We start from the raw sequence: 14,030 nt of genomic DNA, 5'->3' as shown, positions 1-14,030 counted from the left end.
CGTTCGATCAGCTGCTGATGGACGTCGCGCTGTTGAAGCAGCCGGTGACCGTGGTGCTGGATCGCTCCGGCATCACCGGCCCCGACGGCGCCAGCCACCACGGCATGTGGGACCTCTCGGTGCTCGGCATCATCCCCGGCATCCGGGTCGCGGCCCCGCGCGACGCGGCGACGCTGCGCGAGGAGCTGGCCGAGGCGCTCGCCGTCAACGACGGGCCCACCGCCATCCGGTTCCCCAAAGGCAGTGTCGCCGAGGACATCTCGGCCGTCGAACGGCTCGACGGGGTGGATGTGCTCCGCCTCGCGGCCGGCGAGCGCGCCGACGACGACCTGGCGCCGGACGGGGGATCGGTGCAGGCGGTGCGCGGTGACGTGCTGCTGGTCGCGGTCGGCCCGTTCGCCGAGGTCGCGCTGCAGGCCGCGGATCTGCTGGAGGCCGAAGGGGTTTCGGTCACCGTGATCGATCCGCGCTGGGTGCTCCCGGTCTCCGACACCCTGCTCAAGCTGGCCGAAAACTACCGTCTCGTAGTGACTTTGGAGGACGGCGGGCTGCACGGCGGCATCGGCTCCACCGTGTCGGCGCGGCTGCGCAACTCCGGGCTGGACATCCCCACGCGGGATCTCGGTGTGCCGCAGCAGTTCCTGGATCACGCGTCGCGGGGCGCGGTGCACGAGGAGCTGGGTTTGACCGGGCCGGATATCGCCCGGCGGATCGGCGGGTGGCTCGCCGCACGGTGAGGCTCGGGCAGGGCAGGAGCCCTGTGCCCTTGTGCGAGCGCGTGTTTCGGCAATAATGCGAGGGATGGACGAGCACACGGTCGAGAAACTGTTCGCCGATCGCCCGGACGCACTGCGCCTGTTCCGCAGTCTCGCGCCGCGGATCGAGGCACTCGGTGAGGTCACCACCGCGGTCACGAAGAGCCAGGTCTCCTTCGGCGCCGATCGCAAGTTCGCGTGGTTATGGCCGACGCCGCAGGGCAAGAAGGCGCCCGACGACGTCCTCATGCTCACCCTCGATCTGCGCAAGCCGCTGTCGGACCCGCTGATCCTCGGCGTGCAGGAGACCTACCCCGGCAAGTGGACCCACCAGATTCGCGTGCTCGACGACACGGTCGTCGAGCATGTGGTGAACGAGGGGTGGCTGGAGGCGGCCTACGACTTCGGTTCGGAGCATCCGCCGCGATAAGAGCCCTATTCGGCGGGCTCCGGGGTGAGCGCCGCGGTCAGGTGCGGCACGGCCAGTTCACGCTGCCACGGCCTGGCGCCGCCGGACTTCAGGAAGCCGTCGATGGCGGCGGCCAGGTCGTCAGGGGAGTCGGGGATGCGATCGTAGTCCGGCAGTCCGTCCCAGCACAGGCGGCGGACCAGGTCGGGGGAGAGCAGGTTCTCGACGGGGATCTTGTGCGCGGTGGACAGCTCGCCCATCGCGGTGCGCGCGCGGGACAGGCGGGCGGCGGCGGCCGGGTCGCGACGTTCCCAGCGGTTCACCGGCGGCGGGCCGTCGAACGGCTGGGTCAGCGGGGGTAGCTCGCTGTCGGGCATGGTCCGGCCGCGATCGATGGCGGCCAGCCACTCTCTGGAGTACCGCCGCTGGCGGGGGCCGCCGAACACCGGTAGCGCCCGCAACTGCGCGATGGTCTTCGGGTCGGCGGTGACGGCCGCGATGATGGCGGCGTCGGGCAGGATGCGCGCGGGCGCGACGTCGCGAGCGCGGGCCAGGGCGTCGCGAGTGGTCCACAGTTCGCGGACCACGGCCAGCTGTCTGGTCCGGCGTAGGTTGTGGATGCCCGAGGTGCGCCGCCAGCGGTCCGCCTTCGGCGCGGGCGGCTCCGTGGTCCTGACGTGCTCGAATTCCTGTGCCGCCCAATCGGTTTTACCCTGTGCCGCAAGGTCGGCGGCGACCGCGTCGCGCAGCTCCAGCAGCAGTTCGACATCCAGGGCCGCGTAGTTGAGCCACTCGGCGGGCAGCGGCCGGGTCGACCAGTCGGCCGCGCCGTGGCCCTTGCGTAGCGCGTGTCCGAGCAGGTTCTCCACCATCGCCGCCAAGCCGACGCGCTCGAAACCGGCCAGCCTGCCGCCCAATTCGGTGTCGAACAGGCGCTCGGGGCGCAGGCCGAGTTCGGCCAGACCCGGTAGGTCCTGGTCCGCCGAGTGCAGTACCCATTCGAGATCGTTGATCGCGTCGGCCAGCGGTTCGAGCGCGTCGGCGACCGGGATCGGATCGATGAGGAAGGTGCCCGCGCCCTTGCGGCGCAGCTGAATCAGGTAGGCGCGCGCCGAATACCGGAAGCCCGAGGCCCGTTCGGCATCGACGGCGAGCGGGCCGGTGCCCGCGGCGAGTAGAGCGGCGGCCGCGGCGACCTCGGCGGCGGTGTCCAGTACCGCGGGCACGCCATCCACCGGCGCGAGCAGGGGTGGCGCGCCGGTGGGTTCGGATTCGTCGGGTACGGACATGTTGTTGAACTTTACGTGCAGTGTCGCGGCGGTCGTCGTCCTATCGGGCTTCCGTGTGTCGAAAAGACGAACAACAGCGGAATCGATGGGAGCTTTCGTTCTACACAACGCCGCGCCGGCGACTGGTCTTCCCAGGCGCTACCGCTGATCGTTGGAGAGGTCGGGCCGGATCAGCTCGGTGATGCCCGCGGGCGGGAGGCCGGCGGCGTAGGCGAGGACCTCGCAGAAGCCCTCGACATGCGGGCGCATGTCCTCGGTCATCGCCGTCCACGACGCGCGCAGCTCGAGTTGATGGGCCCGCGGCGGGCCCGCGATGTCGCCGTAGCGCACCGAGCTCGTCGAGGTCACGGTGCCGCCGAGGGCGGTGAACGGCTCCGAGCGCGACTCCAGCGCGTCGACCAGCCAGCTCCATGCCACCTCCGGCAGCAGCGGGTCGGCGGCCAGCGCGGCGTCGATGTCGGCCTGGATGTAGGCGACCAGGCGCAAGGTGCCGTGCCAGGCGTCGTCCCCGTCCGGATCGTGCAGCAGGATCAACCTGCCGAACGCGTCGCCCTCCGAATCGACCGGCACCACACCGGTTTCCGGATGTTTTACCTCGGCGCCGAGCGCGTAGGAGTAAGGCGCCAGACGTTGCGGCGGCCGGATCGGCGCAAGCTCGATCCGAGGATGCACGGTAGCGGTGCCCATCGCCTCGACCGCGGCGCGAAATGGAGCTGGCTCGCCATGGGGTCCCTCGGTCGCTGCGGCGCCGTCGCGGAAGTCGAGCGGTGTCACGAAGGGGACGGTAGACCGTGTGCACCCGGCACAGTCGGAGGCGCGCCGCTGTATCGCCGCCGCGTCCACGGGCCATTCGCCGCTTCCGCGCGTTGCGCGCTTCGGCGTGTCGCGCTCGAGGGAGTGGTGGGCCGGTCCGTCCCGGGAAATGGCGGGGCGTGATGTGCTCCTCTTTCCGGCTCGTGCCCGGACTGGTCGGGGCGTGGTGGCGGCCCTTTACGATTGGCAGCGATGAGCACTCATACTCGCCGCCGCCTGACCGATGCCCCGTTCCTGGCCGCCGCCACCGGGGCCACGCCGAGCAGGCGCCCGGTGTGGTTCATGCGGCAAGCCGGACGGTCGTTGCCCGAGTACCGCGAGCTGCGCAAGGGCGTCGGCATGCTGGAGTCCTGCTTCGATCCGGAGCTGGTGTGCGAGATCACCATGCAGCCGATCCGCAGGCACGGCGTCGACGCGGCGATCCTGTTCTCCGACATCGTCGTTCCGCTGAAGGCGGCCGGGATCGACCTCGACATCGTGCCGGGCGTCGGGCCGGTCATCGCCTCGCCGGTGCGCACCGCCGACGATGTGCGCGCGCTGCCTCGGCTGCGGCCGGAGGAGGTCGGCGCGGTCGCGGACGGGGTGCGGCTGCTGGTGGACGCGCTCGGCGAGACGCCGCTCATCGGCTTCGCGGGTGCGCCGTTCACCCTCGCGTCGTACCTGGTCGAGGGCGGGCCGAGCAAGAACCACGAGCGCACCAAGGCGATGATGTACGCCGACCCGCAGACCTGGCACGCGCTGCTCGGCGTGCTCACCGACATCACCGTCGCGTTCCTGCAGGCTCAGCTGGCCGCCGGGGTCGACGCCGTGCAGCTGTTCGACTCGTGGGCCGGCGCGCTGTCCCTCGCCGACTACCGGCGGTTCGTGCTGCCGCACTCCGAGCGCGTCTTCGCCGAGGTCGCCGAGGCGGGCGTGCCGCGCATCCACTTCGGCGTCGGCACCGGCGAGCTGCTGGGGGCGATGGGCGAGGCGGGCGCCGATGTGGTCGGCGTCGACTGGCGGGTGCCGCTCACCGACGCCGTGCGGCGCGTCGGGCCCGGAAAAGCGTTGCAGGGCAACCTCGATCCCGCCGTGCTCTTCGCGGGGGCGGGCGCGGTGGAGACCGAGGCGCGGCGCATCGCGGCCGAGGCCGATGAGGCGATCACGTTGGGCGCCAACGGACATATCTTCAATCTGGGGCATGGTGTGCTCCCCGATACCGATCCCGGTGTGCTGACGGCGTTGGTCGAGTTGGTGCACGAGCTGTAGTGCTCGGGGAGCTCGTCGCGCGGGTGATGGGGAGCGAGCCGCGGCTCGGTTCGACCCGGCTCGTCGCGATCGACGGGCCGGGCGGTGCCGGAAAGTCAACGCTCGCCGGGCGACTCGCGCGTGAGTGCGACGCGGTTGTCGTCCCCACCGACAGCTTCGCCTCGTGGGACAACCCGCTGAATTGGTGGCCTCGGCTGGAAACCCAAGTGCTGCAACCACTGGGGCGCGACGAGGCCGCGCGCTACCAGCGTTACGACTGGGACCGTCGAGTCCTCGCCGAATGGCATGACATCGAGCCCGGCGGAGTCGTTGTGCTGGAGGGTGTTTCGTCGGCCCGCGCCATCGTTCGGTCCCGGCTCTCCCTCTCCGTCTGGGTCGACACACCCCGGGACTTGCGTTTGGACCGCGGGCTCGAGCGCGACGGTTCCGCTGCTCGTGCGCTCTGGGATCGGTGGATGGCCGATGAAGACGTCCACTTCGCGAACGACGAAACGCGTTCCAGCGCAGACGTGATCGTCAGCGGGACCGCCGAACTCGGTTGAGTGGGCTATCGGCTCGCGCGCAGGATGCGGAGCGCGCGCAGTGCGTCGGCCGATTCGAGCTCGACTTGCGTGGATCCGTCGAGGTAACCGGCGACGAGTTCCGGAGCGGAGTGGTCTTCGATGTCGGTGAATCCCAGGGAGCGCAGGTGGCCTGCGATCTCGTCGGGCGCGAAGTAGCTGAACACGGGCTCGCCGATGGCGGCCAGCCGCTCGGCGCGCGCCCGCATGTGCGCGCGCTCCTCGTCGGTGTCTCCGGGTCGCAGATAGTCGAAGACCACCGTGGCCGGCCGGGCCTGGCCCGCGATGTACTCGAGGGTGGCGCGGGCGGCGTCGCGGGTCAGGTAGAAGACGACGCCGAGCCACACGAATACCGCCGCGTCGCTCCGGTCGAATCCCGCTGACTCCAATCCTGCTGCGAGCGTGTCGGTTTCGAAGTCGACCGGCACGAAGGTCAACGTCTCGGGGTGGTCGATGCCGGCTTCGGCCAGGCGTTGCCGTTTCCACGCCTGGGTCGCGGGGTGGTCGACCTCGTATACGCGCAGGTCCGGATGCGGATTGCGGTAGGCGAAGGTGTCCAGGCCCGCGCCGAGGATCACGACCTGGCGCACGCCGGACTCGACGGCCGCGGCCACGCAGTCCTCGGCGAAGCGGGAACGCGCGGCGAAGAACAGGCGGCGTGCCGGATCGCGGACGGCGTTGCCGGGTTGATCGCTTGTGCGCGTGCCCAATTCGTTCAGATCGTCCGTGGTGACGCCCAGCATCGGCGCCGCAAGGGGGTCGATGAAGATCGGGGGTCGATCGGCGATCTGGTGATAGGCGCGGGCATACGCGGTCACGAGCGCCGTGCGGCTGGGTCCGTCGTTCTCCATGTTCATGAACCTACTTATCCGCGCCGCGTGGGCGCTGTGAACCCGCTCACGCTGTGGGAAAGCCCTCTATGGCGGCCTCGACGACGCTGCTCGGGCACGGCGATCAGCCTGCTCGGGGGCGGCACTCGAGGGCGGTGGCGTGGGGGATAACGTCGGGGTATGAGGATCGCGGTGGTCGGCGGCGGGATCAGCGGATTGGTCGCCGCGTATCGGTTGCGGACACTGGTGGGGGCCGGGGCCGACATTCTGGTGCTCGACCGCGCCGAACGGGTCGGCGGGATTCTCTACACCGGCGAAGTCGCCGGGGGCCCTTTGGATCTCGGGGCGGAGGCGTTCGTCGGGCGTCGGCCCGAGGTGCCGGAGCTGCTGCGCGAATTGGGGCTGGAGACGCAGTTGGTGACGCCCGCCGGGCTGCGGCCACTGGTGTGGTCGGGCGGAGCGGCGCACGCGCTGCCGGAGCGGACGCTGATGGGGATACCGTCGGACGCCGAGTCGATGCGGGGGCTGGTCGACGCCGAGACGGTGACGCGGATCGAGGAGGAGCCGCGGCGGCCGCTGAGCTGGGACCCCGGCACGGACATCGACGTGTACAGCCTGGTCGCGGACCGGTTCGGCGCGCAGGTCGCCGAGCGGAGCGTGGATCCGCTGCTCGGCGGGGTGTACGCGGGCAGTTCTCGCTCGATCGGGGTGCGTGCGGCGCTGCCGACCTTGGCCGCGGCATTGGACGACGGCGCGCCGAGCCTCACGCACGCGGTGTCCGTCGCGCTGCCGCCGCCGTCGAGCGCGCCCGTGTTCGGCGGGCTCAGGGATGGTTACCAAGTGCTGTTGGAGGCGTTGGCGGCACGGTCGGGGGCGAAGTTCGTCACCGCGACGCCGGCCACGCGGCTCGCCCGTGGACTGCGCGGCTGGGTCGTGGACCCGATCGGCGCCGTCGACGCGGTCGTGCTCGCCACGCAGGCGCCCGTGACCGCGCGACTGCTCGGCGCGGTCGCGCCCGAGGCCACCGCGGTGCTGGCCGAGATGGAGCTGTCCTCGTCCGTCGTTGTCGCGCTTGCGCTTCCGTGTGAGACCGCGCTCCCGCAGAACTCCGGCATCCTGGTCGCGACCGGAGAACCGCTGCGCGCCAAGGCTTTCACCCTGTCCAGTCGCAAATGGACCCACCTCGCCGAACGCGAAACCGCGCTGGTGCGAGCATCATTCGGCAAATTCGGCGACGACTCCACCCTCTCCTGGACTGACGCCGACCTCGTCACCGCCGCCGTCGAGGACCTCGCCACCGTCACCGGCGTCCCCATCACCCCCCGCTCCGCCGTCGTCCAACGCTGGCGCGGCGGACTCACCCAGTACGCCTCCGGCCACACCACCCGCGTCGCCACCCTCGAATCCGCCATCGCCACGCTCCCCGGCCTAGCCCTGGCCGGCCCCTACCTGCACGGCGTCGGCGTGCCCGCCTGTGTAGCCGCCGCCACCAGCGCCGCCCACCGTATAGCCGCCACTGCCTGATCCCCGCTCCGCGGTACCTACCGGACGTCGGTGCTCCAACCAGATCCTGTCTCGAGTCCACCCGCCGCCTCCGGCAGGCGACCAAGCGATCCCCGGAAACCGCGAGCTGCCAGGACGCCTCGCAATCCATGACTCCTCCGATCAAACGCGCACCATCGGAGCTGGTCGAACGATCATGAGGAACTGGTGGCGGCATCGCCCGGCTGAATCCGCCCGAGAAGCGTCCGCCACAAGTCCCCGCTCGGGCTGATGCATTCGACGGCATCCGCTCCGCCGTGCTGAGCATGCCGGAGGTGCGATCTGGAACCGGACCGCAGGAGTGCGTGGTTTCGGCGAGTGGCACGATGGGTGGTATGGCGCGACTCGATTATCAGGAACTCAACTCGACCATTCGTTACCTGATGTTCTCGGTGTTTCAGGTGCAGCCGGGGGTGCTGGGGGATGATCGGGCTGCGGCGATCAAAGAGGCTCGGGCGTTCTTCGAGGGCCTGGCCGATCGGGACGTGGTGGTGCGCGGGGTTTACGACGTGGCGGGGATGCGCGCGGACGCGGACTTCATGATCTGGACCCACGCCGAGCGCGTCGAGGACCTGCAGGCCGCGTACGCCGACTTCCGCCGCACCACCGAGCTCGGCCGGGCCAGCGCGCCGGTGTGGAGCAATGTGGCGCTGCATCGCCCGGCGGAGTTCAACAAGAGTCACGTGCCGGCCTTCCTCGCGGGCGAGGACCCGGGCAACTACATCTGCGTGTACCCGTTCGTCCGCTCCTACGAGTGGTACCTGCTGCCCGACGACGAGCGCCGCAAGATGCTCGCCGACCACGGCAAGGCCGCCCGCGGCTACCCCGACGTGCGCGCCAACACGGTCAGCTCGTTCGCCCTCGGCGACTACGAGTGGATCCTCGCCTTCGAGGCCCCCGAACTGCACCGCATCGTCGACCTCATGCGCGACCTGCGCGCCACCGAGGCGCGCCTGCACGTCCGCGAAGAGGTCCCCTTCTTCACCGGCCCCCGTGTGGACGTCGAAAAGCTCATCAACGCCCTGCCCTGAGCCGCACCCGCTAGCGTCGCGTTAGGTATGCTGGCATACCATGAGGCGCACAACTGTGAAGCTACCCGATGAGCTGGACGACAAGCTCCGCCATGAGGCAGAGCGTCGGGGTGTCACAGTTTCCGACTTGACTCGCATGGTTCTCGCGGCATTTTTCGAGACCGCCCCGGATGGAGGCGGTCGGAGATTCGGCGCGGCGGCCGCCGGACACAGCGGCCGATCCGACGTCTCCAGTCGGATCAAGGAGATCTTGCGTAAGGAGTGGGGCCGATAACCGCGCTGGTAGTGGACGCCGGGCCACTGTATGCCTACGTCGATGCCGATGACGCGCATCATGTCGATTGTCTGAATCTCCTTCAAACACACCGCGGGCCGCTTGTCGTGCCCACCCTGGTGATCACCGAAGCGGCCTACCTGATCGGCACTCGGTTGGGAGCTGAAGCGGAGGTGCAATTCTTGGGCGACTTCGCCGAAGGTCTGTTCACCGTCGAACCGGTACACGCTGCGGATTGGGTGCGCATTGCGGAATTGGTCGCGAAATATCGGGACCTGCCGCTCGGCACGGCTGATGCATCTGTGATTGCCGTAGCGGAACGACGTGACCTGCACACCATTGCGACAACTGATCGCCGCCATTTCTCTGTCGTTCGCCCGACGCATGTTCCCAGTTTCACGCTGGTCCCATGACCGCTTGCAGCAACCGACCGGCAGGCCCCCGCTTTTCGGGGCGTGCGACTCGGCGGCGGAAAACGTACCATTCGGTCCAGTGCTGACCGCGGATTACTCCGCTGCGCTGTCCGAGGGGTGCAGTCGCAGCGAGCCGGAGTTGCTGCAGTAGCACCCCTAACGTCCACCGGTCGTCCGCTGCGATCCGTCCAGGCGAGCTACCGGTCGAGGGAGCAAACCGCTTGGGTGCCCTTGCCTTCGACACCTGTGTTACTTGCACGGATCGGTATAGGTCGTTTCCGGGAAGTACTGCTTCCATTCCGCAGCCGAGATGGTCGATGCCGGTGTGTGGCAGAGTGTTTGGGCAATGTCGACCGGATCGGTGTGCCAGGTTCGCAAGGTACCGTCGAAACCGGCGGCGATGAGACGAGATCCGTCGGGGCTGAACGCGACGTCGTTGACGCGCCCGGGGTAGGCGTTGAGCGCAGCGTAGGGCTGGGGGCTTGCCGGGCGGCCCACATCCCACACCCATACCTGGTTGTCGCCTGTTCCGGCCGCGAGCCGGTGACCGGACGGGTCGAAGGTCAGCGACATGATCGCGCCGGAGGGGCCGGTGAGAGTGGCCATCGGTGCCGGTGTCCGGGGATCGGTGAAGTCCCACAGTTTGACAGTGCGGTCGTCGCTGCCGGCCGCGAGTAGTCGGCCGGCTCCGAACTTGGCGGCGGTGACGGTCGAGTCGAAGACGCCGCGCAGGTCGGCTACCGGTGTGATTCGGGTACCGGAGACATCCCATACGCTGACCCCATTGGCAGTGCTCGCGGCCAGCAGAGTTCCGTCGCTGCTGACGGTGAGTAGTTGAACCAGGCCGTTGGCGGTGAGGGTTTCCAGAGTGCGCGGGTTGGCTGGGTCCGCGAAGTCCACCACGGCAATTCGGTTGGCGGCGTCCCCGGCGGCGGCCGCGTAGGCGTGTCGGCCGTCGTGAGACAGCACGGCGGTGGCGATGACACGATCGAGAACGCGCACGGGTGGTGCGAATCGGTGTGGTCGTTCGGCTTCGCTGACATCCCAGGTATACAGTTCGCCGTCGGCCGTTCCGGCGGCGACGATGCGGCCGTCGCCGGAGACGGCCGCTACTCCGGACATTTTGCCGCCGCCTTCGAAGAGCAGCGCAGGAAGCAGTTCGTGGACACCGGCTGAATCGGTGAGGTCGTAGCGATGTACGAGGTTGAATTCGCTGTTGACGGGGGCGACCAGTCCCACGGCGGCGAGGAAACCGTCGGCGCTGGTGGGAAGGGTGTAGATCCGGCCGCCGAGGTTGGCGCTCACCGGCCCGGGGAGGGGCCATTCGCGGATGAAGCCGTCTGTGGCAGCGCTGATTACGGTGTCTCCGGCGTTCGCAACCGAGGTGACGATAGCCGATCCCGGTAGGACCTGTGCGGTGGTCCCCGCGCTGAGGTCGAAGAGGCGCACCGAGTTGTCCGAGCTGCCGGCAGCGACCGCGGTGCCGTTGTTCCGGAAGGCGACAGAGTTGACGTAGCTGGTGAATCCACCGAGATGCATGGTGGCCGAGGGCTTTTCCGGCTGTGTGACGTCGAGGAGGGTGCATTCGTTGGCTTGCGATCCGACCGCGAGCCGGGTGGAACTCGGGTCGAACTGCAAATCCAGGATCCCGTCGGTGGCCCGCGGCATCGTCACGGTTCCTGCGGGCGTGTCGGGTTCGCCGGGAGTCCGGATCCATAGTTGCACCGCTCCGGTCTCGGTGCCTGTGGCCAGATACTGCCCTCCCGGGCTGTAGGCGACGGCCTTGATCACTGTGGTCGAGTTGGAAGTGAGTGCTGTGGTGGAGCCGTCGGCGTCGACCGACCATCGCAGCGCGCCCACGGTGGTGGCTGCGGCGACTTCGCGCCCGTCCGGGGACCACGACAGGTCGTAGACCGGGCCGGTGATCCCGCTCAGAGAAGTGAGTTTGCGTGGCCGACGGGGGGTCGATACGTCCCACAGCGTCGCTCCGGATACTCCACCGACCGCGAGTCGTCGTCCATCGGGGGTGAAAGCGACCGCATAAAGTGGGTCGGTCGATGCCGCCAGGAGGGTGGGTGCCGCGTTCGTGTCCGCCCGATCGAGTAACCGTACGTTCCCATCCGAGTTGCCTACCGCGAGCCACTTGCTGCCGGGGGAGACGGCTATCACGACTGTTCCCGGCACGGTCGGTGTGCGTCGGGGCGTGGCTACCGCGGTGCTGTCCAGTAAGGCCGAGCGTGCTTCCACCGTTGCCGCGCTGTCCCATCCGACCAGTGCGAGTTGCTGTGCGAGGGCGGAATCACGGTTGCGCAGGAGCCCGGACTGGACCGCGGCGAGGCGGGAAAACGCTTCGTTCCGGGCTGTTCGCGCGACTTGGGCCGATGTGCGGGCACGGTTGCGGCTGTCGACCGCCTCGACCACCGCGGCTGAGGCCACGACGGTCACGATGGTCAGAAGAAAAGCGACCCACAGCAGCACTCGTGCGCGTCGGCGAAGCTGCGTGCGTGAAATCCTCAATCGGTGGACGGTTTCGTTCAGTTCGGCCACCCGGCGTCGTTCCTTGGCGGCCTGCTCGGCATGGAAGGCGACGTTGGCGGCCAGGAACTGTTGTTCGAGCGGATTGAGTTCGCGACCGTGTACTTCGTCGGCGGCCCACTGCGTGAACTCCTCGGTGCGTCCCGGGCTGAGCAGATCCTTCTGCGCGCGGCCGCCGCGTTCCCATTCGCGGCTCTCGACGCTGAAGCGCCTGTGCTGCAACAGGCTTGCGCGGTCGGTATCGATCCACTGTGCCAGGCGTTGCCACGCCGACAGCAAGGCCTCGTGGCTGGCTTGGACGCCAACGGCCGAGACCGTGATCAGGCGTTCTTCGGCGAACCGGCCGATGGCGGTGTCGATATCAATTCGGCGCAGGTCATCCCATTGCAGTTCGGAGCGGATCGCGGTGCGGCGCGCGGTCGATTCCTCGGTGACAGCCACGCAACGCATCAACACGCGTTTCGCGGCGAGTTGTGCACGTGGGCTCAGACTTGCGTACACACCTTCGGCTGACTTCTCGATGGCTCCGCGAATTCCGCCGGTTTTGTGATAGTCGTCGTACTTCAACACCTTGCGCGGCGGGCGCAGATTTGCCCAGGACTGTTTCAGTGCGTAGGACAGCAGCGGCAGCGCACCCGGCTCCGAGTCCGAGTCGGTGACGGCGAGTTCTTCCAGCAGTCGTTGTACCAGTACTGGGTCGACCTGAATGTCGCGTCGCGCGGCGGGGGCTTCGATGACCTGGCTCAGTTGGCGCTTGTTCATCGGTGTTACGACGATCTGATGGCCGTTGGTGAGCGCGGTCCGTAGCAGTGGCTCATTGGTGGCGAAGCTGAAGTGGTCGGCGCGCAACCCGACGACCACCGCGGTTCGGCGGCGGTCGGCCCAGCTGGACAGTTCGCCGAAGAACTGACGGCGCTGCCGATTCCAGTGTGTCCTGATCTGATCGTGGTCGCCGTTGTCCGGCGGGCTCAACGCCCACAACTCTTCGCATTGGTCGACCACCAGCACCATCTCGTCGGCGCCGTCGACGCGGTATCCCTCGGTCGTTTTCTTCAATGCCGCAACAGGTTCCGGACCCGGCGTGAGAATTCGGCAATCGAAATGGGCGGCAAGTCCCGCACGAAGCAACGAACTTTTTCCTGCTCCCGATGATCCCAGCACTACGACAACACTTGGCCCGGTCGCGGAGGCGAGCACGGATTCGACATGTTCACACAGCTGTCGGGTGAGCTCGGAACGGCCGAAGAAGTCGGCGGCGTGTTCGAGCTCGAACGGATCCAGTCCCCGATACGGCGAGCGTGTCGCCGCCGCGGGGCGAGGTATCCGCCGCACGCGTGCGGCCGCGGCATGCCAGGAAGAAATCTGTTGCGGCGCAATGCCGAGCGCCAAGAGCACAGGGGTGAGAAACGGAGAGTTCGCATCGGGTGTCGCGGTGCCGGAGAACCAGCCTTGGATGGTGCCGTAAGGAACCGTCTGTCCGGATGGCAGGTGCTCGCCGGCCGCTTGCGCTACCTGTCGAACCGAGAGCCCGGCACACAGCGCGAGGGTCCGGAGCGTCTCGGAGAACAGTTCTCGACTGGTGATGCATGCCGGATCCGCCGGGCCTGGGACGTGCGCGCCCATATCTCAGTGTGGCACAGCCGATTGGACCGATTGGATCCTCAGGTATTCCGCCTGACCTGCGCGACGGTGGGCATGTCGCCGGCTTTGGACCCGGCGATCACCCTCTGAGATCGGAGCTGTTCGATGTTCGCCATTACCTCTTCCCACACCGCATCCGGCACGTCCAGAGGACGTGTCTCGAAGGCCGCGATGCTCTTGGCGGCCACAGCGTTCGCCGCGATGGTCGCCGGAACCGGCACCGCCGCCGCGGGTCCCCAGCACCACGGCACCGACCCTGCGGCGACCGGCTGCAATCAGAATGCATACCTCGCGGCCACCCGAGGAATCCAGACCGAATCCGGTCAGGTCGTGAGCTACGTGGATGTCTACTACTCCAATAGTTGCCAGACCAACTGGATCCGGGTGCGCAGCAACCCCGCCGGCGGCGCCGCGATCAAGGACATCTGGGCGGATGGGCAACCTGGCCTGCCGCCCGAGACCGACTACGGCTCGGGTTCCAGCTACAGCATGCAGGTGTATGCGCCGGGCAGCACGTGCATTCACTTCCAGGTTCACCTGAAGTACCCGAACGGGCAGCACTACGCCGAAACCTATACCGCCGGAGCGAACGCCGAGACGGTCTGCTGATCGTCGGCTGACTACGTGCTGTCCTCGGCAGCGTCACGGCGCGATCAGCTCGCCGGACGCTGTCGAGAACCGTGCCTGCCG

At 68.4% G+C, this 14,030-nt stretch carries 13 protein-coding genes; 9 read left to right on the top strand and 4 right to left on the bottom strand.

Annotation, left to right across the window (positions count from 1 at the left end):
- Both ON39_RS20800 and ON39_RS20795 read left to right on the top strand, forming a co-directional pair.
- The coding region (locus ON39_RS20800; protein WP_040736786.1) for a transketolase C-terminal domain-containing protein at positions 1-737 on the top strand (737 nt) is incomplete at its 5' end.
- A 64-nt stretch (positions 738-801) separates the two neighbouring features.
- Entirely contained in the window at positions 802-1,185 is a 384-nt protein-coding gene (locus tag ON39_RS20795) for a DUF5655 domain-containing protein (protein ID WP_040736785.1), read from the top strand.
- Positions 1,186-1,190: 5 nt separating this feature from the next.
- Here ON39_RS20795 and ON39_RS20790 read toward each other — a convergent pair whose 3' ends face one another.
- A complete protein-coding gene (locus ON39_RS20790; protein WP_040736784.1) occupies positions 1,191-2,453 on the bottom strand; it encodes an HRDC domain-containing protein in 1,263 nt (420 codons plus the stop codon).
- A gap of 138 nt (positions 2,454-2,591) precedes the next feature.
- On the bottom strand, positions 2,592-3,227 hold the full coding sequence (locus tag ON39_RS20785; RefSeq protein WP_083894581.1) for a DUF3000 domain-containing protein: 636 nt from the start codon (positions 3,225-3,227) through the stop codon (positions 2,592-2,594).
- Positions 3,228-3,458: 231 nt separating this feature from the next.
- On the opposite strand from ON39_RS20785, the gene hemE reads away from it, so the two are divergent.
- Positions 3,459-4,514, top strand: a complete 1,056-nt coding sequence (hemE, locus tag ON39_RS20780) for a uroporphyrinogen decarboxylase (RefSeq protein WP_051186857.1) — start codon at positions 3,459-3,461, stop codon at positions 4,512-4,514.
- Positions 4,514-5,056: a uridine kinase family protein gene (locus ON39_RS20775; protein ID WP_211336514.1), complete on the top strand. Its 543-nt coding sequence runs from the start codon at positions 4,514-4,516 to the stop codon at positions 5,054-5,056. The genes hemE and ON39_RS20775 overlap by 1 nt, the downstream gene beginning before the upstream one ends.
- 5 nt (positions 5,057-5,061) lie before the next feature.
- Here the strand turns inward: ON39_RS20775 and ON39_RS20770 are convergent, their stop codons facing one another.
- A complete protein-coding gene (locus ON39_RS20770; protein ID WP_040736799.1) occupies positions 5,062-5,925 on the bottom strand; it encodes a class I SAM-dependent methyltransferase in 864 nt (287 codons plus the stop codon).
- 159 nt (positions 5,926-6,084) lie between these two features.
- On the opposite strand from ON39_RS20770, the gene ON39_RS20765 reads away from it, so the two are divergent.
- The 4 genes from ON39_RS20765 (at position 6,085) to ON39_RS20755 (ending at position 9,164) form a co-directional block, all read left to right on the top strand.
- Entirely contained in the window at positions 6,085-7,428 is a 1,344-nt protein-coding gene (locus tag ON39_RS20765) for a protoporphyrinogen oxidase (protein ID WP_040736782.1), read from the top strand.
- Positions 7,429-7,781: 353 nt separating this feature from the next.
- The gene (gene hemQ / locus ON39_RS20760; protein ID WP_040736781.1) at positions 7,782-8,477 is read left to right on the top strand and encodes a hydrogen peroxide-dependent heme synthase; all 696 of its coding nucleotides are present in this window, start codon (positions 7,782-7,784) and stop codon (positions 8,475-8,477) included.
- Positions 8,478-8,517: 40 nt separating this feature from the next.
- The gene (locus ON39_RS47440) at positions 8,518-8,751 is read left to right on the top strand and encodes a ribbon-helix-helix domain-containing protein (RefSeq protein WP_083894580.1); all 234 of its coding nucleotides are present in this window, start codon (positions 8,518-8,520) and stop codon (positions 8,749-8,751) included.
- A complete protein-coding gene (locus tag ON39_RS20755) occupies positions 8,739-9,164 on the top strand; it encodes a type II toxin-antitoxin system VapC family toxin (protein ID WP_246003228.1) in 426 nt (141 codons plus the stop codon). Before ON39_RS47440 ends, ON39_RS20755 begins: the two co-directional genes overlap by 13 nt.
- A gap of 249 nt (positions 9,165-9,413) precedes the next feature.
- On the opposite strand, the gene ON39_RS20750 is transcribed toward ON39_RS20755, so the two are convergent.
- Positions 9,414-13,322 carry an AAA family ATPase gene (locus ON39_RS20750; protein ID WP_083894579.1) on the bottom strand — a complete coding sequence of 1,303 codons (3,909 nt, stop codon included), beginning with the start codon at positions 13,320-13,322 and terminating at the stop codon, positions 9,414-9,416.
- A gap of 123 nt (positions 13,323-13,445) precedes the next feature.
- On the opposite strand from ON39_RS20750, the gene ON39_RS20745 reads away from it, so the two are divergent.
- Positions 13,446-13,949: a DUF2690 domain-containing protein gene (locus ON39_RS20745; RefSeq protein ID WP_083894578.1), complete on the top strand. Its 504-nt coding sequence runs from the start codon at positions 13,446-13,448 to the stop codon at positions 13,947-13,949.
- Positions 13,950-14,030 lie beyond the last annotated feature (81 nt).

Source organism: Nocardia tenerifensis NBRC 101015 (genome assembly GCF_000308715.1).
Classification (GTDB): Bacteria; Actinomycetota; Actinomycetes; order Mycobacteriales; family Mycobacteriaceae; genus Nocardia; species Nocardia tenerifensis.
This window is presented reverse-complemented; position numbering and strand designations above follow the sequence as displayed.